The organism is Lachnospira pectinoschiza (genome assembly GCF_020564355.1).
In the GTDB taxonomy this organism is placed as follows: domain Bacteria; phylum Bacillota; class Clostridia; order Lachnospirales; family Lachnospiraceae; genus Lachnospira; species Lachnospira intestinalis.
In genome coordinates, this window is record NZ_JAJCRR010000004.1 from 151303 (window position 1) to 174680 (window position 23378).

Here is a 23378-nt window from a genome sequence, read left to right on the forward strand (position 1 = left end):
CGTGGAAAATAACAAGGATTTTTTAGGTACGCAGCCCGTTGGAAAACTGCTTTTTAAGTTGGCAATTCCTACGGTGATAGCACAGTTGATCAATATGTTGTATAACATTGTTGATAGGATCTTTATCGGGCATATATCGGATGCAGGCAGTCTTGCTCTGACGGGTGTCGGTGTGACCATGCCTATTATTATGATTGTGTCGGCATTTGCAGGACTTGTAAGTTCAGGAGGTGCGCCACGTGCTTCTATTTCGATGGGAAAAGGAGATATGGACAGTGCAGAGCAAACGCTTGGTGGATGTTTTCTTTTACAGGTAATTGTTTCAATCGTTCTGACAGTGGTACTTTTACTGTTTGGAGAAAATTTGCTGTTAGCTTTTGGAGCCAGTGAGAACACCATTTCGTATGCTGCTTCATATTTGAATATTTATGCTTTTGGAACGTTATTTGTGCAGTTGACCTTGGGCATGAATGCATTTGTAACTGCTGAAGGGTTTACAAAGATATCCATGGTATCCGTTGCTATCGGAGCAATTCTAAACATTGTGCTTGATCCGATTATGATTTTTGGATTAAATATGGGTGTTCGTGGTGCTGCTTTGGCAACTGTTATTTCGCAGGCAGTTTCATGTATCGTCGTTGTGGCATTTTTGTGCAGTAAGAAATCAATACTTAGACTGAAACGTAAGAATTTGAATATAAAGCCCAAAGTTGTGTTCCCGTGCATTGCGCTTGGAACTGCAGCATTTATTATGCAGGCGAGTGAAAGCGTTATATCCGTATGCTTTAATTCTTCCCTGCTGAAATATGGCGGAGATATTGCGGTAGGTGCAATGACGATTCTTACCAGTGTCATGCAGTTTGCAATGCTTCCTTTACAGGGAATTGCACAGGGAGCGCAGCCAATTACAAGTTATAATTATGGAGCAAACAATACGGAACGTGTAAAAAAGACTTTTCGTGTTTTATTAACAGTAAGCCTGATTTATTCTGTCACACTTTGGCTGGCTGTAATGCTTATGCCACAATTCTTTGTGAGCATTTTTACTCCGGAGACAGCGATGATCGAGTTCGCATCAAAAGCTCTGCGTATCTATATGGCAGTCATGTTTTTATTTGGTATTCAGATTGCATGCCAGATGACCTTTACAGCTCTTGGCAATGCGACAAGTTCTATCATTGTGGCAGTTACAAGAAAATTTATTCTGCTGTTACCATTGATTTATATTATGCCACATATGGTTTCAGACAAAACCATGGGTGTTTACCTTGCAGAGCCGGTAGCAGATTTCATAGCAGTAACCTTTACTGCAATTTTGTTTTATTTCCAGTTTAGGAAAGCGATGAACAAGATTGAATCGTAGTTTATATAGTCGTTAAGGGGAAATTTTCTTCTTGGCGGCTATTTTTTATAAAAACGTAATAAATATTGATAAGCTGACACAGGGGGTTACCTTGATTTGTCTTTTGATAGATTTTCCAAGACTTGCAATTTTGCTGTTTGGTCTTCTTATTAAGGAATTTTTACTTGGAATTATGGAATTGTATTCTATTAAGAAGACGGGTGTGGTACATGGTGCGAATTGGCATGGAAAACTTACAACCTGTATGATATATGTAACTTTATTTGTACATATCTGGTGGCATTGATGAATCTGGGAACGGTGCTGTCCTACATGGGTAAAGTGGTCAGTATTGTAATGCCTGTGATTGTAGGCGGGATTTTGGCGCTATTTATTCATGTACCTATGAAAGGAATTGAAAACAGACTGCTTAAATTAAGAGCTTGTATGATCAGATAGAAGCAAGTATTCCGCAGTGGATTACATATATGAATAGTCATAATATCAATGCGGCATGGCTGGAGGAATTAACAGCAGATATCAATATGGAACAGACATTACAAAACTTTTCAACACAGATTGATTCCATGTTAACGAATGTTGCGAGTGTTTTATCCTCTACTGTGAAAGGACTTATAACTGCCAGTTTTGCATTTATTATAGCTGTCTATATTTCACTGGATGGCAAAAGAGTGGGACGGCATGCAACGAAGTTAATTACAGCATATTTGAAACCGTCATGGGCTGAATGGATATTACATGTTTGCAGGACATTTCGCAGAATCTTTGGCAATTTTCTGACTGGACAGTGCACAGAGACAGTCATACTAGGTTTCCTTATGTGTATAACATTTTCAATTTTTAAATTGCCGTATGGAAGTTTAGTTGGATTGCTGACAGCAGTATGTGCCATTATTCCTTATGTTGGTGCATTTATTTCCAGTGCGGTAAGTATTTTCCTTACGTTGCTGGTGACCCCATCGTTAGTAATAAGGTGCCTTATTGTTTATAGTATGACGCAATTTGTGGAGAACCAGTTTATTTATCCGAGAGTGGTAGGAAGTTCTGTAGGTTTACCACCATTGTATACGTTAATCGCTGCTATGATTGGTGGCAAATTATTTGGAATTATTGGTATTATTTTCTTCATTCCGTTGGCTGCTGTTGCCGTCGAACTTGTAAAAGAGGATGCAGCAAAGCGTCTACATTATAATAAAAAACATATTGCATAATAGAAGGTACTTATGAGGAATGAAAAATTAGATTTGCTCGTAACTTTTGATAAAAACTATATAGAGCCTTTTAAGGTAATGCTGGGTTATGCAAAATACTGTATTTCTCCATTTTTGTGGAAAGCAAAAACCGTGAAAGTCAAAAAGCCAATCGTTTTTCGGTACTATACAAACATTATATGAAACTTGCGGAAGGATAATCGAAATGTAAGGACATATATTATGAACAAAATTACATATCAGGACATATTTTGGCTGTTTATGAATGGGGACCATTCAATATCGTTTATGGAATTGGCATTCCGGTGTTTTATGTAAGCAGCATGAGATAAACATTAATGCTCTGTGGAAAGAGAGGTTTTTTGATTGAATGAGAAGAATATAGAGTATCGTTCTGAAAATTTCTATATAAGGAAAACCGACGATAGAGATTATGATAATTTTAGGAAAGTGTGCGAAGCTGAATATCTTATTGGTCGAATATATAAACATCAGCCAAAGATTGCGATGAAATGCTTCTGGGAGACTTTATTCGAGGGCGAGGATATTCATTATTCGATTTTCCTTCAAGATGGGGAGTTTTTAGGAAGAGTCAGTTTGCAATATGGAAGATGCAAATATCCGGAGATTGCCATTGTAGTAGTAAAGAAGTATCAGAATCAGGGGTATGGTTTTAAACTACTGAAAGAATGGTGTAGTTGGGTGCATGAAGTGTATGGATATAGCAGACTTGATATTTTAATAGATGCAGAAAATGAGCCAAGTATAAGGCTGTTTAGAAAACTAGATGTTAAATGGGATTCAAAAGATAGCGATGTTCTTGAATGCCATATAGAATTACCTTTGTAAATCGGAAAAATTGCAAAGGAATATTATGTTACAATTTATGGTAAAAGGTGATTTTAATGAACATACAGATATTTGGAACCAAGAAATGTAATGATACAAAAAAGCGGAACGATTTTTCAAAGAACGAGGTATTAAGTATCAGTTCATTGACATGAAGGAAAAAGGAATGTCTAAAGGTGAATTCAATTCGGTGGCTCAGGTTAATGGTGGCATTGAAAATATGATTAACTGGGATGGCAAGGATAAAGATACACTTGCACTGATAAAGTATATTCCTTTTCGGTATACATTCCGTTCTGCTTCCTCCAACGCATCATAATCCTGATAATACAGAAAGCTGGTCAAAGGCGAAAAGAAAAAAGCCTTCAGTTACAAGAATATAAAATCCGTCTATACGATAGTATTTTTTGAAACAAGTATCAAAGAATTTCATGAATATCCACAAAACTACATTCACAAATTTAAACAGCAGTCAGACACAGGATTAGAACTGGAATTATTGCAAAAATATGTGTTCATACCGCTTGACATTTTCCATGGAATCTACCACAATGATGGTAAGAGTAACGGGAAGAGCGGTGTGATTGCAAAAAGCAAAAAATAATATTTTACACAGATTTCACACTAATAAGATAGTGGATTTTACATACATTTTATATCATAGAACAGAATCAGAAAAAGAGGAGGTTTCAATATGCTTAGAGTAGGAATGTTAACCAGTGGCGGAGATTGTCAGGCGTTAAATGCAGCAATGCGGGGTGTGGCAAAAAGTCTTTACGAACAGTGCAGCGAGGTCGAAATTTATGGCTTTGAAGACGGATACCGAGGACTGGTACGCGAACAGTATCATGTAATGAAGCCGGGAGAGTTTTCCGGAATATTAAATAAAGGCGGTACGATTCTTGGAACGTCCCGTATGCCGTTTAAGCGGATTCATGAGCCGGATGAAGACGGAAGGGATAAAGTAGCATGTATGATTGAAACCTACAAAAAGCTTTCACTGGACTGCCTTGTAGTGCTGGGTGGAAACGGTTCTCATAAGACAGCAGATTTATTGTCAAAAAAGGGATTAAATATACTGACAATGCCTAAAACTATTGATAATGATTTGTATGGGACAGACGTCAGCTTCGGATTTCAGTCTGCGGTAGATATTGCGGCAAATACAATCGACTGCATACATTCTACTGCGGCATCCCACAGCAGAGTATTTATTGTAGAACTGATGGGACATAAAACAGGCTGGCTGACCCTTTATGCAGGTATGGCAGGAGGAGCCGATATTTTACTGATTCCGGAAATACCATATGATTTAGAGGTTGTTGCAGAGGCTATTCGTAAAAGAACAAAGGCAGGAAAACATTTTACGATTATTGCAGCAGCGGAAGGTGCGATTTCCAAAGAGGAAGCAGCACTTTCAAAATCTGAATTAAAAGCAAAAAGAAAGAAGGAGAATTATCCTTCGGCTGCATATCGAATCGGAGCAGAGATTCTTCAAAAGACAGGTTTGGAAGTTCGTGTGACCGTTCCGGGTCATGTGCAGCGGGGTGGACAGCCGTGTGCCTATGACAGGGTTCTTGCGACAAGGCTGGGAGCGAAGACCGCAGAACTTATTTTGCAGAAAAAATATGGTTATATGACGTGTGTAAAAGAGAATAAGATAGATATTATCCCGATCAGCGAAGTGGCAGGAAAGACAAAGCTGGTTGACACGGATTCAGATATTATCAGACAGGCAAAGTTTGCAGGACTCAGCTTCGGAGATGAACCGTGTGGTATATAAGGGGTTAAAAGTGTAAATATGATTACGGATGGGAGAAGAAGATGATGGATAAAGCAAAAGGGTTGCATACCCATAAACCATATTATTATAACAGGGAGCTTTCGTGGCTGAAATTTAATGAACGGGTGTTAGATGAGGCGATTGATAAAGAAGTGCCGCTTTGTGAGCGGTTATCATTTGTATCGATTTTTCAGAGTAATCTGGACGAATTCTTCATGGTGCGAGTGGGAACACTGACTGACCAGATGATTTTTTCGGCAGATGCAAGAGATAATAAGACACAGATGACAGCAAAGGAACAGCTGTCGGAGATTTTCACATCGGTAGGCGAACTGCTTCGTAAAAAAGACCGGGCGTATCTGAATCTGATGTCAGAAATCGGTGAATACGGTATAGAGTTAATCAGTTTTAATGACATTGAATTTGCAGATGCTGTTTATCTTGAAAATTATTTTAAACATTCGATTATGCCGTTACTTTCTCCGCAGATTGTCGGAAAAAAGCAGCCGTTTCCATTCCTGCGGAATAAGGAAATCTACGCGGTTGCATTGTTAAAGTCTAAAAATAATGAAAAACTCGGAATTGTACCATGCAGCAGCGAGGTTTTTAAGCGCTTGATACCGATACCTTCAGATAAAAATAAATATATGCTCGTAGAAGAATTAATTCTGCATTTTATGCCACAGATTTTTTCAAAATATACGATAAAAAGTAAATCTTTAATCCGTATTATCCGGAATGCAGATATTGATGTTGATGATGCGTTTTATGATGAAGATTTGGATTACCGCAACACCATGGAAAAAATGATCAGGGAAAGACGAAAGCTGTGTCCGGTTAAAATGGAGTATTCACGCCTGTTGGATGAAAAGGTCATCGTGACACTCTGCAAGGAGTTAAAGCTGAATAAAGACCAGATTTATTATTCGGAAGCACCGCTTTCCATGTCCTTTATTTCACAGATACGCGATAAGCTGCATGGCAAAAAGGATTTGTTTTACGTGCGCAGAGTGCCGCAGAATTCCCGCTATGTACGCAGTTCACTTTCGATGATGGAGCAGATTGAAGCGGGGGATATTCTGCTTAGTTATCCGTTTGAGAGTATGCAGCCGTTTATCCGCCTGTTAAATGAAGCAGGGGAAAATGAAAAGGTCGTGTCTATTAAGATGACGCTCTACCGTGTTGCGAAAAACTCACAGATTGTAGAAGCACTGATTAATGCTGCGGAAAACGGAAAAGAAGTTGTTGTACTGGTGGAATTAAGAGCGCGGTTTGATGAGGAGAATAACATTGAGTGGTCGCGTCGGTTAGAGGACGCAGGCTGTCGGATTATTTACGGTATTGACCACATTAAGGTTCATTCCAAGCTGTGCCTGATTACGTATTGTGACGGAACAGAAGTCAAGCACATTACACAGATTGGAACGGGCAATTATAATGAACAGACTGCCAAGCTGTATACGGATTTATCCCTGATGACAGCCAATCAGGATATTGCAGAGGAAGCAGCACAGGTATTTAACAGACTGTGTATGGCACAGGTTATGGAAGAAACCCATCATCTTTTAGTTGCGCCGAAGTGTCTTCAGAATAAGGTACTTGATTTTATCGAGGAAGAAATATGCCACGCAGATAATAATGAACCGGCATATATTGGTGTGAAAATGAATTCGCTTACGGATAAGACGATTATTGATAAGATGGTTGAAGCCTCTCAGCATGGAGTAAAAATTGATCTGGTTGTAAGAGGTATCTGCTGTCTGATTCCGGGTATTGAAGGATACACAGAAAATATCAGGGTTATCAGTATTGTGGGACGGTATCTGGAACATTCCAGAATCTATATTTTCGGTACGCCGGAGCGGGATAAGATGTTTATTTCTTCCGCTGATTTTATGACGAGAAATATGGTAAAGCGTGTTGAAGTTGCCACACCAATTTATGATACGGCAATTAAAGACCGTGTACGTACGATGTTCGGCATTATGCTGCACGATACGGTAAAGGGCAGGGAACTCTGCCGTGACGGCAATTATTACCGCAGGGAAAAACCGCAGGAGGAAAGTGAAGTGATTTCATCACAGGCATATTTTTCCAATGAGGCGTACTTAGCAGCATCAAAAAATGTTTAAGAACTGTTTAGAAATGGTTTTAATTTAAACAGATGCGGACAAATTTTGCTGTATTTTTGCCGTAAAGTATTATATAATATGTTTGTTTGTGCTACAGGTGCGTAAGCGGGCATAAAATAAAGAAGAAAGGTAAAGATACGGAGAATTTTATGGAAATATTAGAGTTATTAAAGGCAGTACTTTTTGGTATTGTCGAAGGTATTACAGAGTGGCTTCCAATCAGCAGTACCGGGCATATGATTTTGTTCAATCAGTTTGTCAAGCTGAATGTATCAGAGGATTTTTGGAAACTGTTTGAGGTTGTAATCCAATTTGGTGCGATTCTGGCAGTTGTGCTGCTGTTCTGGAATAAGCTTTGGCCGTTTACTACAAAAACGGTGAAGGTACACCGCAGTAAGAATGAAACGGGTTCCCGTTTCCAGACAAAGAAAAAAGTGTGCTGGAAACGTGGCGCACTGGATATGTGGCTTAAAATTATCGTAGCCTGTATTCCGGCAGCGATTGTCGGCATCTTATTTGATGATTTGATTGATGAACTGTTTTATCATCCGATTCCGGTTGCAGTTGCACTGATTGTAGTAGGTGTTATTTTTATCATTGTAGAAACGGTCAGGGGAAAGAAAAGACCGACAACGACAAGTATTGATGCCATTACATATAAAGAAGCTGTTATTATCGGATTATTCCAGCTGGCAGCGGCTGTTTTTCCAGGTACATCCCGTTCCGGTGCAACGATTGTCGGTGCGTTAATGATTGGCGTATCCAGAGCGACAGCGGCAGAATTTACATTTTTCCTTGCTGTGCCGGTTATGTTTGGTGCGAGTCTTTTAAAGGCTGCCAAGTATATACTTGCAGGTATTGCAATGACTGGCGGTGAAGCACTGATTCTTCTTGTGGGAACAGTAGTAGCGTTTATTGTATCAGTATTTGTCATCAAATTCCTGATGGGCTATATTAAAAAGCATGACTTTAAGATCTTTGGCTGGTACCGCATTATACTGGGTATTCTTGTCATTCTGATTTTAAGATAACATCAGAAAATGAAATGTTTGATGTTGTAAAACAATTATATTAAAAATATTTTAAAAGACATAATCTTTGTGAGAAATGAAAATGTATCTGAAAGTATAGATACATCGTTGTATTTCATAGAGATTATGTCTTTTTATTTTTCCAACATTTCAGAAAGATTTACAAGGCATTTACAGGACAATTATTTGTTTTTTACTTTCCAATAGTAAAGTAAAGAATGTAATTAATTATTACAGCAACGCATAATTGGAGGAAAAGAAAAGATGAGAAAAACAAGAAAACTGGTATCAGCAGTACTTGCAGCATCAATGGTTGCAGGAATTGGAATGGGTTCTGTAGAAACCTATGCGAGAAGTTCAATGAGAGCCGCATGGAACGATGCTTCAAGCAGTAAGACGACAGGTACAGCAGTAAAAGATGCCTGTTATGTAGAAGATGGAAGTGAAACAGCAGAAAAGACGGCTTATTCTAATGTTTATGCAGATAGCGCCGAATGGGCTGCATGGCAGGAAAAGTGGAAAACAATCCGCAATAACTATGAGCAGATTGCATTGACACCGGGTGAAAATGCTACAAAGATGAATTTTGCATGGTATTGTGTGACAGAAGAAATACCAAAGATTAAATTGATGGATTCACAGGGCAGGGTGATTCAGGAAGTACAGGGACAGCAGAATTTGGCCAATAAGGAAACCATAACGGAAAATGATAATGTTATTACATTGATTCCGAATAAAGTTACAGTATCCGGACTTGCAGAAAACACATCATATCAGTATCAGTATTATCTTGACGGAGCATGGTCAGATACTTATACATTTGAAACAAAATCTACAGAAAATTTCTCAGTCATGTATGTCGGAGATCCGCAGATTGGAGCTTCTGTAGGACAAGATGATAATTCTAAGGAATATCATGCAATGAATGATGCATATAACTGGAATCATACATTAAGTAGTGCATTATCTGCACACAGTAATGTCAGCTTCATTCTTTCAGCCGGTGACCAGATTAACCAGACGTCGGTATCAAAAGATGCAGATAAGTTAGAACAGCAGATTGAATACGCAGGATTTTTATCAAGTCCGCTGCTTCGTAGTATGCCGGTTGCAACAACAATCGGAAACCACGACTCAAAATCAGTCAATTACAGTAATCATTTTAATAATCCGAATACGGCAACATCGGTAGCAACAACAGAAGGAAAGACAGATGCCGGTACAGATTATTATTTTACTTATGGTAATACATTATTTGTTTCCATTGATACAAACAACTATAACTGCGCAACCCATGAAAATGTAATTAAAGAGGCGGTAGAAGCCAATCCGGATGCAACATGGAGAGTATTAATGTTCCACCAGGATATTTATGGTTCCGGATATGACCATTCAGATTCTGACGGCATTGTACTTCGTACACAGCTGACACCGATTATTGACAAATACGATTTCGATGCAGTTTTACAGGGTCATGACCATACTTATTCAAGAACGTATCAGTTGTCATCAGACGGACAGACACATTCTTCTTATCAGTCTGCTCCTAAGACGAATACAGATGATTTCAGTGCATATTTAGGTGATAATGCCTGCTACAACATTTTAACAAATATTGAAAATAAAAATAATGTCGTTAATCCGGAAGGAACGGTATATTTTGAAGCTAATTCAGCAACAGGCAGTAAGTATTATCAGTTAATCGGCACACAGCAAAATTACATTGCTGCAAGAAGCCAGAGCTGGCGCCCAACCTATTCAGTGATTGATTTTACAGAAACAACACTGACCGTTAAGACCTATGATGCAGCAACCAATACAGAATTAGTGGCGGACGGAAATATAAAGACATCATATACAATTGTAAAATCAGTTGAAAAAGAAGATTTGAAGAAAGAAATTGAATCAGCAGAGGTAAAGCTGGGAGAAGTAAAGGCAGCAGGCACTTATACAGAAGAATCTGTACAGAAGCTTTCTGATACAATTGATGCAGCAAAGGCAATTTATGAGAATGCAGAAAGTACAACAACAGACGTGGCAAGTGCGGTGACATCCCTTCAGGAAGCTGTAAGTGCATTAAAAGCCGTGGATAACGGTGAAAACGGAAACGATACTGATAACAATATATCTTCCGGTGACAGTACATCTGATGGTAATAATGCCGGAAATGCCGGTACAGCAGACGATAATGCCGGAACTTCCGGTAACGGACAAACTTCAGGAAACAGCACAACTCAGACCGGCACTGCAACAACAGCAAAGTCCAATGTACAGACCGGAGATAACGCTTTTCCAACAGTGCTGTGGTTCTCACTGGGTGCGGCTTCACTGGCAGGTCTTGGCTATATTGCCGTAACTGAGAAAAAAAGAAAGAATGAGAATTAGTGCGAAAAACTGACGTTATAAAGGAACAGGATGGAAAATAAGATGAATCAAAGTAAACAGAAACGCATTCTCTTGCGTGCGGTAATCATAGTAGTGTGTCTGGCAGGGTATATTATGCTGGTAAGGGTTTTAAACAGCGTGGAAAAGACAGAAATGGTTTCCATGAAAGGGTATTCCTATCAGAAAGCAGTGGTGACGGAGGTTGTCAGGGATAACTTGACAGAGGACGGACAGCGTGCAGGGTATCAGTATTTAAAAGTAAAACTTCTGACCGGACAGCAAAAAGGAAACATCTATGATGCAACCAGTTCTGAGGGCAATCTTTTCGGTGCAGTCTGTGCAGCGGGGGATCAGGTGATTGTCAATATCAGTGTGTCCGGTGATACAACAAGCGTATCCGTTTATTCTAAAGACAGAATCCTGCAGACGGCGGTTTTTATCGGAATATTTTTACTTGCCATCTGTGTGATTGGTGGAAAAAACGGTGTGAAATCAGTTATCGGGCTGGTGTTTACTTTTTTATCCATTGTCTATCTGTTCATGCCGATGATTTACCGTGGCTGTTCTCCGTTCTGGTCAGCGGTGTTTGTGTGTGTGATTACAACGATTGTAACAATGTATCTGATAGGAGGTGTATCGGTAAAAAGTGCAGCTTCGGTTATTGGTACAACGGCAGGCGTAGTAACGGCAGGCATTGCAGCAAGCCTTTTTGGATTATCAGCAGATATTGACGGCTATAATGTGAGCAATATTGAAACGCTTGTTTATGTCGGTCAGAATACAAAAATCCAGATTGGCGGTCTGTTATTTGCAGGTATTTTAATCGCTTCACTTGGTGCAGTTATGGACGTGGCAATGTCGGTTTCATCGGCAATCTGTGAAATTGATGCCAAAACAGGAAACCTGACATGGACAGAGTTGTTTAAAAGCGGACTACACGTGGGGCGTGATATGATGGGAACAATGTCCAATACGTTGATACTGGCATTTGTCGGCGGTTCGTTAAGCACACTGGTTATAGATTATGCCTACAACCTGCCGCTGATCCAGCTGATAAATTCTTATAATATCGGCATCGAAATTATGCAGGGAATTGCAGGAAGCTTAGGTGTTATCCTTACAGTTCCGTTTGTGGCACTGGTGACAGCCGTGCTTTTAGCAGAGCGTCGGAAAGTAAAAATTACACAGTAAAACAGGAATTTAACAAAGCACTTTACGTAGATTTTACATAGTTTACGCAAAGTGCTTTTCCTTTACATATACGCTTAAAATTTACGAAGACTTTACATAGATTTAAGGAAAACGTGATAGTGAATTTTACATCGGTTAAGGTATGATAACAATGTCGAAAGGAAAGAGAAATCCTTCCAAAACATTATTTTTTTAATAAAGAAAGAGGAAAAAAACATGAGAATGAAAAATTGGAAAAGATTTGCGGCAGTAGCAATGAGCGTAATGTGCATGGGTACAATGGTTGCATGCGGAAGTTCAGGCTCAGCATCAAATGATTCGAAAACAGGCAGTGCCGGTTCTTCATCAAAGAGCCAGACAATCACAGTTGTATCAAGAGAAGACGGTTCCGGTACAAGAGGTGCATTTATCGAACTGTTTGGTATCGAAGAAAAAGATGCAAGCGGTAAGAAAGTAGATAACACAACAGATGATGCAACAATCACAAACAGTACAGAAGTCATGATGACAACTGTTGCAGGTGATGAAGCAGCAATCGGTTATACATCACTTGGTGCATTAAATTCAAGCATTAAGGCATTAAAGGTTGACGGTGCAGAAGCAACAGCAGCCAATGTAAAGAGCGGTACATACAAGATTTCAAGACCGTTTAACATCGCAACAAAGGGAACAGTATCAGAAGTAACACAGGATTTCATCAACTACATTTTAAGTGAAGACGGACAGAAGATTGTAGAATCAAACGGTTACATTTCACAGGGTAACAGCGGTGCATTTACAAGCAACGGCGCATCAGGAAAGATTGTTGTTGCAGGTTCTTCTTCTGTAACACCAGTTATGGAAAAACTGTTAGAAGCATATCAGAAGGTTAACACAGGTGCTAAGATTGAACTTCAGGAAAGCGATTCAACAACCGGTATGACAGCAGCAATTGACGGTACATGCGACATTGGTATGGCTTCAAGAGAATTAAAGGACAGCGAAAAGAGTGCCGGTCTTACCAATCAGGTAATCGCACTGGATGGTATTGCAGTTATCGTAAACAACAAAAACAGCGCTTCAAACATCACATCTGAACAGGTAAAGGCAATCTTTACAGGTGAAACAACAGACTGGAGCAATGTAAAGTAATTCTATAACCCATCCTTTTTAAAAGCTGCCGCACTAAGATAGAAAATGAGAAAGACAAAAAATCTTAGTGTGGCGGCGTGTTTGTGCGTAAGAAGGGAGCATTTGTAAAATGAAAGTAAAAGAAAAAGTAATGGAATATGTATTTTTACTATGTGCATGCGTGTCGATTCTGGCAGTTGCATTGATCTGCATATTCCTGTTTGCAAACGGACTGCCGGCAATGAAAGAAATCGGTGTGTTTGATTTCCTGCTTGGAAAACGATGGAAACCGGGAAATGATATTTACGGAATCTTTCCGATGATTCTCGGCAGTATTTATGTAACAGCCGGAGCGATTATTGTCGGTGTTCCGATTGGACTTTTAACAGCAGTTTATCTTGCAAAATTCTGTCCGGCAGGACTTTATAAAATTATCAAACCGGGAATTGACCTGCTGGCAGGAATCCCTTCGGTCGTATATGGATTTTTTGGTTTATGTGTGATTGTACCGGCGGTCAGAACGCTGTTTAAAGACACGTTTGGCGGGAACGGTCAGAGCATTTTTACGGCATCCGTCTTACTTGGCATCATGATTTTACCGACGATTATCGGCATTGCAGAATCCGCAATCCGCGCCGTGCCAGAACGGTATTACCAGGGGGCGCTGGCACTTGGGGCAACGCATGAAAGAGCCGTATTTTTAACCGTTGTACCGGCTGCAAAATCCGGTATCATGGCAGGAATTGTCTTAGGAATTGGCCGTGCAATCGGTGAAACAATGGCGGTTATCATGGTTGCCGGTAATCAGGCAAGAATGCCAAAGGGCATTTTTCAGGGTATCCGTACATTAACGGCCAATATTGTTATTGAAATGGGTTATGCAACAGATTTACACAGAGAAGCGTTAATTGCAACGGGCGTTGTATTATTCGTCTTTATTTTAATTATTAACACGCTCTTTTCTATCCTGAAACGGAAGGAGGTACACTAATCATGGAAAATGTAAAAGCAGCTATGGAAAATGCCGGCAGCGCCGGTAAGGCAGAGGCAATTAATTATCAGAGTGTGAAGCAGAAATTTCAAAGCTATTTAAAACATCCGGGTTCCTTTGCGGTGTATATTCTGACTTCGCTGGCAGCACTGATTACGGTACTGGTTTTAGGATTTATTATTGTATACATTCTTGTAAAAGGTGTTCCGCATCTGACACCGGACCTGTTTGCATGGGAGTATAATTCGGAAAATGTATCCATGCTTCCGTCCATTATTAACACGCTGTTATTGACGGCACTGGCACTTGTGATAGTTGTACCGATTGGTATATTTTCAGCTATTTATATGGTGGAATACGCAAAAAAAGGGAATAAAATTGTCAGTATTGTCCGCGTGACAGCAGAAACCTTATCCGGTATTCCCTCAATTGTATACGGGTTATTTGGCATGATTTTCTTTGTAGGTGTCTGCAACTTCGGAAATTCCCTGCTTGCCGGTGCATTGACGGTTGCGATTATGGTGTTGCCGACGGTTATGAGAACGACAGAAGAAGCCCTGCTTTCCGTACCGAACAGTTATCGTGAGGGCAGCTTCGGACTGGGCGCCGGAAAACTGCGGACTGTATTTAAAGTTGTGCTTCCGTCTGCCGTGCCGGGCATTTTATCCGGTATTATTCTGGCAACGGGACGAATTGTCGGTGAAACGGCGGCGCTGATTTATACGGCAGGAACGGTTGCCAAAGTGCCGGAAAGCGTTTTTGATTCCACAAGAACACTTGCTGTCCATATGTATAACCTGTCTAAAGAAGGTTTAAACACCAATCAGGCATATGCCACGGCAGTTGTACTGTTAATTGTAGTAATTCTTATCAATATGCTGTCTAATTTTGCGGCACGAAAACTGTCTGCAAAGCAGAAATAAACTTGATTCTTTGGCAGTGCTGTTGTATGCTTATAAAAGATGATTCATGGGAGGATTTTCAGAATGACAATTGGTGAACGCATTAAAGCCAAAAGAAAAGAAAAAAATATTTCTGTAGAGTATGTAGCAAAAGCACTTGGTGTTTCGGTTTCTACGGTATACAGATATGAAGATTCTACGATTGAGAAAATACCCATCAAAGTTTTTGATAAGCTGTGTCAGATTTTTGAAACATCCGCTTCGGAGCTGATGGGCAATGACAGTACGGTACAAAAAACAGCAGACAGTGAACTGCCAAGAGAATTTGAAAATGCGCAGGATGCAATGGAATTTATGCTCAAGATGCCGACACTGGCGGCATTTGGAGGTTATAATCCCGATGAGATGAGCGAAGAAACAATTGTAGAATTTGCCAATGAAATTTTGCAGCAGCTCAAGCTGGTAAGCTATAAATATAAGAGATGATGACGGGGGAGAGAAGAATGAGAGCACAGCAGATTATCAGGCTTGCCTGTGATATCAAATCCGTCTGGAAGACAAACAATCCATTTGAAATTGCGGAAAAGTACGGCATTAAGGTTTTAATCCGGAATGTGAATATTGGGGACTTTAAGGCGCAGACATTGAAAATGGAAGGGTATCCGACGATTATATCTATTAATGGCTTATACAGCACGCTGTCACAAAAAGTTCTGTGTGCACACGAACTGGGACACGCCCTGTTGCATACAGAACCGATTAACCATTTTGATGTTACGACAAAAAATGTCCATACGAATGTGGAATATGAAGCCAATCTGTTTGCCGTGGCACTGCTTTGTAATGAAGATGAATTTAATATGCCGCTTGCCAAGATGAGCAATGCGGTATTAAAAAGCATTTTAGACTGCAACGTCAGCTACGGACAGGGAGAAAAGTAGGCACATGGAAAAAATTTTATTATTCGGGACGAAACCGGCAGATACCCTGCTTGTAAAAAAGCTGGCAGACAATATGCGCATTGCGGTACAGGAAGTGCCGGTATCGCTCTATGACTGTACGATAGAGCAGCTTTTAGCCGTAAAAGGTGCGGGCATTATAGGCGGTACACAGAGTAAAGCACAGGATTTTACAGGCGGAACGCAGAATGAAGTGCAAAATTTCGCAGTCGGCGCAGTACAGGCAGAATTAAAGTCAGAGCCGGGTATGCTGTTGTTTTGTGATGTGACGGAAAAGCATCTGGATAAATTTTTGTTTGAATTAAGAAATAAGCAGTCGTCGATTGACTATAAGGCGGTGCTTACACCGACCAACAGAACGTGGAATGTGCGGCGGCTGTCTGCGCATATGGCAATGGAACGCATGAGCCATGAGCGCGGGAAGTAGGGATTTATACAGATTGTTTTATGGAAGCTGTAAACTGAAAAACTCATGTTTTGGATTTAAAATATAAAAATAATTGTAAAAATATTCTTGCATGTGCAGGTAACACTGTATATAATAATACACAACAGCAAAATACTTTTCAGGGTCAGGTGAAATTCCTAACCGGTGGTATAGCCCACGAGCCGCAAGGCATGATTCGGTGTAACTCCGAAGCCGACAGTACAGTCTGGATGAAAGAAAAGGTCATTGAGCAGTTATGTATACACTGATTGAAGACTCTGGAATGTGAAAGCATTTCAGAGTTTCATTTTTTGTATTACACAATATGCGGGGTGCCGCAAGGCATCTTATGTTTTCAATAAAAAGAACCCCTGAAAAGGAACCGTGTTATACGGACTTTTCAGGGGTTTTGTGCATTTTATGGAAGAACAGTTGTAAACAAAAAAATGATAATAAAAAGAAGGTGCGTAAAATTGAACAGCAGTCAGACAAAACAATATATGTACCGGGCGCTGGAGCTGGCAAAAAAGGGAACAGGCGCGGTTAATCCAAATCCGCTGGTTGGTGCGGTGCTGGTAAAGGACAACCGGATTATCGGAGAAGGGTATCATGAAAAATACGGACAGCTGCACGCAGAACGCAATGCGATAGCGGACTGTTACAGACGCGGTGAAAATCCGGCGGGAGCAGAACTTTACGTGACGTTAGAGCCATGCTGTCACTACGGAAAAACACCGCCCTGTACGGAGGCAATTATTGAAAATAAGATTGTAAAGGTATATGTCGGTTCAAATGACCCGAATCCGCTTGTAGACGGCGGCGGGATTGCGGTATTGCGGGCGCATGGAATTGAAGTGGAAACCGGTATTTTAAAACAGGAGTGCGATGCACTCAATGAAATCTTTTTCCATTATATCCGCACGAAACGCCCATTTGTACTGATGAAATACGCAATGACAATGGACGGCAAAATTGCAACGGTGACAGGCGATTCCAAGTGGATTACGGGAGAGGCGGCACGCAGGCAGGTGCATGAAGACAGGAACCGCTGTGCGGCGATTATGGCAGGTGTCGGAACGGTGATTGCCGATAATCCGATGTTAAACTGCCGTCTGCCGGAGGGACATTCGCCGGTAAGAATTATCTGTGACACGTCACTGCGTACCCCGGCTGATTCGCTTGTTGTAACAACGGCAAAGGAAATACCGACAATACTTGCAACGTGCTGTACGGATAAAGAAAAACAAAAAGTATTTACCGATAAAGGCTGTAAAATTCTTGAAGTATCGGAAACGTATGACAAAAACGGCAAAAAGCAGCTGGATTTACAGGATTTATGCAAACAGTTCGGTGAACAAAAAATCGACAGCGTGCTTTTAGAGGGCGGTGCAGCATTAAACGGGTCTGCCTTACAGGCGGGAATTGTAAGCTGCGTGCAGACTTATATTGCATCAAAGATTTTTGGCGGGCAGGAAGCAAAATCACCGGTCGGCGGAAGCGGTGTCAAGCTGGCATGTGAGGCATATGAATTTGAAATCAAAGAAATCCGCCGGATTGGTGAAGACATTTTAATCAGGAGTGTGCCAAAGAAAATACAGGAAGGAGTGTAGAGCAGATGTTTACAGGAATTATCGAAGAAGTCGGAACGATAAAGCAGATTCAGAAAAATCCAGCATCGGCGGTTCTTACGATTGCGGCAGACACGGTGCTTGAGCAGACTAAAATCGGTGACAGCATTGCGGTCAACGGTGTGTGCCTCACAGTAACGGATTTAAAAGCCGGCAGTTTTACGGCAGACGTCATGCATGAAACCCTGCGGCGGTCTTCGCTTGGCAGTGTCCGCCCAGGCAGTCCGGTGAATCTGGAACGTGCAATGCAGTTAGGCGGAAGATTTGGCGGACATATTGTGTCGGGGCATATTGATGCAACCGGGAAAATTCTTGGTATCCGTGAAGATGACAATGCAGTGTGGTACAGGATTGGTGCAGATTATAAAATACTAAAATATATTGTGGAAAAGGGTTCGGTGGCGTTAGACGGTATCAGCCTGACCGTGGCAGAGGTGCGAAGTGACAGCTTCAGCGTATCGGTGATTCCACACACAAGGGCGAACACAACACTTACACATAAAAAAATTGGTGATATTATTAATATTGAAACGGACTGTATCGGTAAATATATTGAAAAACTGATACCGGAACACGGCGGCGGTGTGAGCCGCGAAGTGCTGTTAAGGAACGGATTTATTTAGGAAAGGTGAACAAAAATGAGTGAATTTCAGTTTAGTACGGTGGATGAAGCACTGGAAGATTTAAAAAACGGAAAAATTATTCTCGTAGCGGATGATGAAGACCGCGAAAATGAAGGCGATATGATTTGTGCGGCAGAATTTGCGACGACAGAAAATGTTAATTTTATGGCGACACACGCTAAGGGCTTAATCTGTATGCCGATGAGTGAAGAAATCTGCCGCCGCTTACAGTTTCCGCAGATGGTGACAGACAATACGGACAATCATGAAACAGCATTTACCGTATCTGTCGATTATGTGGAAACAACGACAGGCATTTCCGCAAAGGAACGCGGACTGACGGCACGAAAATGTGTGGAAGACGGTGTAAAACCGCAGGATTTCAGAAGACCGGGACATATGTTTCCGCTGATGGCAAAGAAAAACGGCGTGTTAGAGCGCAATGGACACACCGAAGCGACAGTGGATTTGATGAAGCTGGCGGGATTAAAGCAGTGCGGTCTGTGCTGTGAAATCATGAAGGATGACGGTACCATGATGCGCATGGATGAATTAAAGGAACTGGCACAAAAATACCAGTTAAAATTTATCACGATTGCCGCGCTGCAGGATTACAGAAAAAAGCATGATAAGCTCATAGAGCGTGTAGCAGTGACAAAAATGCCGACAAAGTACGGTGAATTCAAGGCATACGGTTATATCAATCTTTTAAACGGAGAACATCATGTTGCACTGGTAAAAGGTGAAATCGGTGACGGAAAAGACCTTTTATGCCGTGTCCATTCGGAGTGCCTGACAGGCGATGCGTTCGGTTCCCTGCGTTGTGACTGCGGACAGCAATTTGCTGCTGCAATGACACAGATTGAAAAAGAAGGCAGGGGAATTCTGCTATATATGCGGCAGGAAGGAAGAGGTATCGGATTGATTAATAAGCTGCGTGCCTATGAATTGCAGGATAACGGAATGGATACACTGGAAGCCAATCTGGCGCTGGGATTTGCCGGGGATTTGCGTGAATATTATATCGGTGCGCAGATTTTAAAGGATTTAGGCGCAAAGACGCTGCGGCTTTTAACCAATAATCCGGATAAGGTTTATCAGCTTTCGGATTACGGCATGGAAATTACGGAGCGTGTGCCGATTCAGATGGAAGCAACAAAGTATGACAGTTTTTATTTAAAGACAAAGAAAATGAGAATGGGACATCTGCTGTAATGATGTAATGTAATGTATCCAATGTACCGCACACGGAATAAGAAGGCTGATACCGGAGATTTTTCAGAGTATGAACTTCTATGACAAAAGATATTTAAAACAACATTTTATTAAAATTAATATATAAGAAAGGGAGAAAAAAATGAAGATTTATGAAGGAAAGTTAGTTTCAGAAGGTGTAAAGGTAGGAATTGTTGTAGCACGTTTTAACGAATTTATTACGTCAAAGCTGTTAGCAGGTGCCATAGATGGTCTGAAGCGCCACGAGGTAGCGGAGGAAGACATCGAAGTGGCCTGGGTGCCTGGCGCATTTGAAATTCCACTGATTGCTTCTAAAATGGCAAAGAGCGGAAAATATGATGCCGTCATCTGTCTGGGGGCAGTGATCCGCGGGGCAACAAGCCATTATGACTATGTATGCAGTGAGGTGTCCAAAGGAGTTGCAAATGTATCCTTAAACAGTGATATACCGGTAATGTTCGGCGTGCTGACAACGGATACGATTGAACAGGCAATTGAACGTGCCGGTACAAAGGCAGGCAATAAAGGCTTTGAATGTGCAGAAGGTGCAATTGAAATGGTCAATTTAATACGTTCTATTGAAAGGTAAAACAGAATAAAATAAAGTTTAAAATGGGTAAGGATAAAGCTGTACTTTAATGATTTAAAATCGTTAAAGTACAGCTTTATTTTTTTCGATTCCTTAATGTCCACATTCTGAATAGGGTTATTTTACAGCAGTTCCATTTATTAATATTCCATAATAGGTATAAATTAGGGAAATATAAATACACTAAAATAAGAATCAGTATGAATGAAGTTCGGAGATTAGTACTTATGAGTGTAGTGTATAGGGATGTGCTTGAGCGTTTTGTAAAATACAGAGAGCAGCGTAATATATCACAGAATGAACTTGCACAGATGCTTTGCATTTCACAAAGTTATGTCAGTAAAATGGAAGTGGGAAAGGCAAGAATCTCATTTGATATTTTAACGGCATTGTATCAACAGGGCTGGGATATTGACTATATCATTACGGGACAGGAGAACCACCGCACCGTATTAAATGATTTGTACGAGAGTTGTAAGGAAGATTGCAGGGCAGACTTTTTGCAGTATATGATATGGACCGTGATGCAGGGAATAAAAAGCTACGAAAAACAGGTAAAACAGGTGATGCGGTATATTGAAAAATTTGAATATCTGAAAATGTATACATCGGGAATCGCAGCCGAAGATAATGCATTTTACGGCATCAGAACGGTCAATAAATTATCGCAGGTGCAGATGGCAAAAATGCTGCACGTAGATATCAAGAAATACAGGGCAATGGAGAAAAATGAAAAGAAGCCGGATGCGGAGCTGTTGATGCTGCTATACAACAATTTTGAGTGCATGCCGTTTGAAACGGTTTATGGGGAGAATGATTTGGGAGAAATCAATGCTGTCTGGAGAAAGATGCAGCCGCAATTGCAGAAGGAACTATATGAATTTATGAAACATGGTCTGCAATTTATGAACAGTCAGACCGGAGATACGGAAGTATGAGTGTATTAATATTGGAAGACAACAGGCAGATATTAAAGGTTTTAGAGAAACTGGTGTTGTCTGTAGCAGAAGATGAAAAAGTTTATGTTACGGATAATGTCGGGGAAGCCTATAAAATAGCGATGGAAATTTCTATTGATGTATTTATGCTGGATATTATTCTATATGGTGATAAAAAAGGCGATACATCAGGTATGCAGTATGCACAATCTATGCGGAAGCTGGAGCGTTACCGTTTTACACCTATTATTTTTATTACTTCATTAGAAGACCCGGAAATGTATGCTTTGCGGGATTTGCACGCTTTTGGATATATTGAAAAGCCGTTTGCACCTTCACAGGTTGAAAATCTTCTGCGCGATGCACTGCATTTTAAGACACAAAAGGAAAAAGATGCAATGATGTTTTTCAGAAAGGACGGCATTTTGTATCCTGTCAAATGTAACCGTGTGATTTATATGGAACTAATCAAAAGAAAAATCTGTATTCATATGAAAAACGGTGATGTGCTGAGTATTCCGTATAAATCTTTCAGGGAAATCATGGAGGAAGCGAATTACGAGAAGTTTGTACAGTGCAGCAGAAATTGTGTGATTAATATAGATTATATCAAAAATATTGACAAAACCAATCGATTTATAACGCTGGAGGGGACCAAAACAGCAGTGGAAATGGGCGGAACATTTATTAAGAAGGTTGTTGGGGTGCTGGGATTATGATGTTAATAATATTTGTCTTTTTAGAGGCAGTGACTGTTTTAATTTTACTAAATGCATTATATGGACAGAAAATGCATTTGGATTGGATTTCAGTTCTTTTTATTATATGTGACTGTGTATTGATGTCTTTGATTCGTTTTTGTGGACTAAATCAAAATAGCTCTTTTATTATTTATTTTGCATTGCTAGTATATTGCATTATGGAGTTTAAAACCAAAATTAGTGAAATGATTGTAAATATGGTGTTGCTTGCTATTATAATGATGGGAATACAGTTGCCTGCATTATTAATACTAGACGTTTTGGGAGATACTATAAAAGGTTATGAAGATTTATCTGTTGCTATAATTAATGCTGTAATATTAGCGATAGTAATAATCATAATTAAGAAAATAGATTTACATACAATATCCACGTCTTTTCTAAGAAAAGGGAAAATAATAGGAATAATACTAATTTTTGAGAGTACATTATTAGCATTTTTGCTTTATCAATATAAGAGCGCACAAGGGGAAGTTCCAGTACAATATATTGTAATTACTGGAGTACTTGTTTTGATATTGATGTTATGTGTTCATACTTTGTTATATAAAATTAGATTTCGTGAAAAACAAGCAGAATTAGAAGCATATAAGACGTACAGTGCTGCATTTTCAGATTTAATTACGCAGATTCGTGCCAGACAGCATGAGTTTGACAATCATATCAGTGCGTTATGCAACCTGCATTACATTTGTAAAGATTATGATGAACTGGTTCAAGAACAATCAAAGTATGCGAAAGATGTTATCAGCAATAATCGTTTTCACAAACTGCTTGTTTCGGGTAATCCTGTGATTGCTGGATTTTTATATGGAAAATTAAGTTCTATTCAGGAACAGGGAATAGAGGTGACTTATACTTTCCATATATCAGAATTTACCAGTAAAATTCCTGTATATCTGGTGGTAGAACTGGTTGGAAATTTATTAAAAAATGCAGTGGAAGCAGTAAAGACACAGCAGGTTGAAAAACAGATACATCTTTCCTGCACAGAAAATGAGAATGAATTCTGTCTAGGAGTGCGAAACAGAAGTGAAAAGATTCCATTAGACGAAATAGGCAGATTTTTTGAGAAGGGATATAGCAGTAAAGGCAGTGGACGAGGACTGGGGCTATATAATGTAAAAGAAATTTGTGAGAAATATGGTGTTGATATTGTATGTGATAATACTGAAATTGATGATAAAAACTGGTTTTTAATTGAATTACATATAAAAAAACAAACCTTTTCTTATTGATATAATACTTTTTATGTAGTATAATCTAAAA

23 protein-coding genes, 1 pseudogene and 1 riboswitch are annotated in these 23378 nt (G+C 40.0%); all 24 genes and pseudogenes read left to right on the forward strand.

Annotation, left to right across the window (positions count from 1 at the left end; genetic code table 11):
- The first annotated feature begins 1 nt into the window (after position 1).
- The 24 genes and pseudogenes from LI288_RS09540 to LI288_RS09650 all read left to right on the forward strand — a co-directional run bounded on the left by LI288_RS09540 (position 2) and on the right by LI288_RS09650 (position 23347).
- Entirely contained in the window at positions 2-1363 is a 1362-nt protein-coding gene (locus LI288_RS09540) for an MATE family efflux transporter (protein WP_022431509.1), read from the forward strand.
- Between the two features lie 103 nt (positions 1364-1466).
- Positions 1467-1649, forward strand: coding sequence for a hypothetical protein (locus tag LI288_RS14715; protein ID WP_369122876.1), 183 nt, complete (start codon positions 1467-1469; stop codon positions 1647-1649).
- Positions 1583-1801: a hypothetical protein gene (locus LI288_RS09545; RefSeq protein ID WP_227090237.1), complete on the forward strand. Its 219-nt coding sequence runs from the start codon at positions 1583-1585 to the stop codon at positions 1799-1801. Before LI288_RS14715 ends, LI288_RS09545 begins: the two co-directional genes overlap by 67 nt.
- The gene (locus LI288_RS09550) at positions 1786-2574 is read left to right on the forward strand and encodes an AI-2E family transporter (protein ID WP_227090238.1); all 789 of its coding nucleotides are present in this window, start codon (positions 1786-1788) and stop codon (positions 2572-2574) included. The genes LI288_RS09545 and LI288_RS09550 overlap by 16 nt, the downstream gene beginning before the upstream one ends.
- 366 nt (positions 2575-2940) lie before the next feature.
- Positions 2941-3423 (forward strand): GNAT family N-acetyltransferase, encoded by a 483-nt coding sequence (locus tag LI288_RS09555; RefSeq protein ID WP_022431504.1) that lies wholly within the window; start codon positions 2941-2943, stop codon positions 3421-3423.
- 56 nt (positions 3424-3479) lie between these two features.
- Positions 3480-3697: pseudogene (locus LI288_RS14660) on the forward strand (arsenate reductase family protein); the annotation flags it as partial.
- A 420-nt stretch (positions 3698-4117) separates the two neighbouring features.
- Positions 4118-5206, forward strand: coding sequence for a 6-phosphofructokinase (locus tag LI288_RS09565; RefSeq protein WP_227090239.1), 1089 nt, complete (start codon positions 4118-4120; stop codon positions 5204-5206).
- A gap of 41 nt (positions 5207-5247) precedes the next feature.
- Positions 5248-7338, forward strand: a complete 2091-nt coding sequence (gene ppk1 / locus LI288_RS09570; RefSeq protein WP_227090240.1) for a polyphosphate kinase 1 — start codon at positions 5248-5250, stop codon at positions 7336-7338.
- A gap of 149 nt (positions 7339-7487) precedes the next feature.
- Positions 7488-8369, forward strand: a complete 882-nt coding sequence (locus LI288_RS09575; RefSeq protein ID WP_227090241.1) for an undecaprenyl-diphosphate phosphatase — start codon at positions 7488-7490, stop codon at positions 8367-8369.
- Between the two features lie 264 nt (positions 8370-8633).
- Positions 8634-10754: a purple acid phosphatase family protein gene (locus LI288_RS09580; RefSeq protein WP_022431499.1), complete on the forward strand. Its 2121-nt coding sequence runs from the start codon at positions 8634-8636 to the stop codon at positions 10752-10754.
- A gap of 42 nt (positions 10755-10796) precedes the next feature.
- Positions 10797-11945, forward strand: coding sequence for a YibE/F family protein (locus LI288_RS09585; RefSeq protein ID WP_227090242.1), 1149 nt, complete (start codon positions 10797-10799; stop codon positions 11943-11945).
- Positions 11946-12167: 222 nt separating this feature from the next.
- Entirely contained in the window at positions 12168-13076 is a 909-nt protein-coding gene (locus LI288_RS09590) for a substrate-binding domain-containing protein (protein WP_227090379.1), read from the forward strand.
- A gap of 109 nt (positions 13077-13185) precedes the next feature.
- Complete coding sequence (pstC, locus tag LI288_RS09595; RefSeq protein WP_227090243.1) at positions 13186-14046, forward strand: phosphate ABC transporter permease subunit PstC; 861 nt, start codon at positions 13186-13188, stop codon at positions 14044-14046.
- Positions 14047-14048: 2 nt separating this feature from the next.
- Positions 14049-14969: a phosphate ABC transporter permease PstA gene (gene pstA / locus LI288_RS09600; RefSeq protein WP_022431495.1), complete on the forward strand. Its 921-nt coding sequence runs from the start codon at positions 14049-14051 to the stop codon at positions 14967-14969.
- A 63-nt stretch (positions 14970-15032) separates the two neighbouring features.
- On the forward strand, positions 15033-15434 hold the full coding sequence (locus tag LI288_RS09605; RefSeq protein ID WP_022431494.1) for a helix-turn-helix domain-containing protein: 402 nt from the start codon (positions 15033-15035) through the stop codon (positions 15432-15434).
- Between the two features lie 17 nt (positions 15435-15451).
- Entirely contained in the window at positions 15452-15889 is a 438-nt protein-coding gene (locus LI288_RS09610) for an ImmA/IrrE family metallo-endopeptidase (RefSeq protein WP_227090244.1), read from the forward strand.
- A 4-nt stretch (positions 15890-15893) separates the two neighbouring features.
- Positions 15894-16334, forward strand: coding sequence for a DUF3783 domain-containing protein (locus LI288_RS09615; RefSeq protein WP_227090245.1), 441 nt, complete (start codon positions 15894-15896; stop codon positions 16332-16334).
- 131 nt (positions 16335-16465) lie between these two features.
- Positions 16466-16580: riboswitch (FMN riboswitch) on the forward strand.
- A gap of 227 nt (positions 16581-16807) precedes the next feature.
- A complete protein-coding gene (gene ribD, locus LI288_RS09620) occupies positions 16808-17944 on the forward strand; it encodes a bifunctional diaminohydroxyphosphoribosylaminopyrimidine deaminase/5-amino-6-(5-phosphoribosylamino)uracil reductase RibD (RefSeq protein WP_331464624.1) in 1137 nt (378 codons plus the stop codon).
- Between the two features lie 5 nt (positions 17945-17949).
- Positions 17950-18585 carry a riboflavin synthase gene (locus LI288_RS09625; protein ID WP_227090247.1) on the forward strand — a complete coding sequence of 212 codons (636 nt, stop codon included), beginning with the start codon at positions 17950-17952 and terminating at the stop codon, positions 18583-18585.
- Positions 18586-18600: 15 nt separating this feature from the next.
- Positions 18601-19800, forward strand: coding sequence for a bifunctional 3,4-dihydroxy-2-butanone-4-phosphate synthase/GTP cyclohydrolase II (locus LI288_RS09630; RefSeq protein WP_022431490.1), 1200 nt, complete (start codon positions 18601-18603; stop codon positions 19798-19800).
- A gap of 142 nt (positions 19801-19942) precedes the next feature.
- Complete coding sequence (gene ribH / locus LI288_RS09635) at positions 19943-20410, forward strand: 6,7-dimethyl-8-ribityllumazine synthase (protein WP_227090248.1); 468 nt, start codon at positions 19943-19945, stop codon at positions 20408-20410.
- Positions 20411-20637: 227 nt separating this feature from the next.
- Entirely contained in the window at positions 20638-21348 is a 711-nt protein-coding gene (locus LI288_RS09640) for a helix-turn-helix transcriptional regulator (protein ID WP_227090249.1), read from the forward strand.
- Positions 21345-22067: a LytR/AlgR family response regulator transcription factor gene (locus LI288_RS09645; protein WP_227090250.1), complete on the forward strand. Its 723-nt coding sequence runs from the start codon at positions 21345-21347 to the stop codon at positions 22065-22067. The genes LI288_RS09640 and LI288_RS09645 overlap by 4 nt, the downstream gene beginning before the upstream one ends.
- Positions 22064-23347 (forward strand): sensor histidine kinase, encoded by a 1284-nt coding sequence (locus LI288_RS09650; RefSeq protein WP_227090251.1) that lies wholly within the window; start codon positions 22064-22066, stop codon positions 23345-23347. Before LI288_RS09645 ends, LI288_RS09650 begins: the two co-directional genes overlap by 4 nt.
- Positions 23348-23378: the final 31 nt, after the last annotated feature.

Coding starts and splice junctions, on each gene's coding strand:
- LI288_RS09565 (WP_227090239.1), top strand. CDS start 4,118: ATGCTTAGAGTAGGAATGTTAACCAGTGGCGGAGATTGTCAGGCGTTA.
- ppk1 (WP_227090240.1), top strand. CDS start 5,248: ATGATGGATAAAGCAAAAGGGTTGCATACCCATAAACCATATTATTAT.
- LI288_RS09575 (WP_227090241.1), top strand. CDS start 7,488: ATGGAAATATTAGAGTTATTAAAGGCAGTACTTTTTGGTATTGTCGAA.
- LI288_RS09580 (WP_022431499.1), top strand. CDS start 8,634: ATGAGAAAAACAAGAAAACTGGTATCAGCAGTACTTGCAGCATCAATG.
- LI288_RS09585 (WP_227090242.1), top strand. CDS start 10,797: ATGAATCAAAGTAAACAGAAACGCATTCTCTTGCGTGCGGTAATCATA.
- LI288_RS09590 (WP_227090379.1), top strand. CDS start 12,168: ATGAAAAATTGGAAAAGATTTGCGGCAGTAGCAATGAGCGTAATGTGC.
- pstC (WP_227090243.1), top strand. CDS start 13,186: ATGAAAGTAAAAGAAAAAGTAATGGAATATGTATTTTTACTATGTGCA.
- pstA (WP_022431495.1), top strand. CDS start 14,049: ATGGAAAATGTAAAAGCAGCTATGGAAAATGCCGGCAGCGCCGGTAAG.
- LI288_RS09605 (WP_022431494.1), top strand. CDS start 15,033: ATGACAATTGGTGAACGCATTAAAGCCAAAAGAAAAGAAAAAAATATT.
- LI288_RS09610 (WP_227090244.1), top strand. CDS start 15,452: ATGAGAGCACAGCAGATTATCAGGCTTGCCTGTGATATCAAATCCGTC.
- LI288_RS09615 (WP_227090245.1), top strand. CDS start 15,894: ATGGAAAAAATTTTATTATTCGGGACGAAACCGGCAGATACCCTGCTT.
- LI288_RS09625 (WP_227090247.1), top strand. CDS start 17,950: ATGTTTACAGGAATTATCGAAGAAGTCGGAACGATAAAGCAGATTCAG.
- LI288_RS09630 (WP_022431490.1), top strand. CDS start 18,601: ATGAGTGAATTTCAGTTTAGTACGGTGGATGAAGCACTGGAAGATTTA.
- ribH (WP_227090248.1), top strand. CDS start 19,943: ATGAAGATTTATGAAGGAAAGTTAGTTTCAGAAGGTGTAAAGGTAGGA.
- LI288_RS09640 (WP_227090249.1), top strand. CDS start 20,638: ATGAGTGTAGTGTATAGGGATGTGCTTGAGCGTTTTGTAAAATACAGA.
- LI288_RS09645 (WP_227090250.1), top strand. CDS start 21,345: ATGAGTGTATTAATATTGGAAGACAACAGGCAGATATTAAAGGTTTTA.
- LI288_RS09650 (WP_227090251.1), top strand. CDS start 22,064: ATGATGTTAATAATATTTGTCTTTTTAGAGGCAGTGACTGTTTTAATT.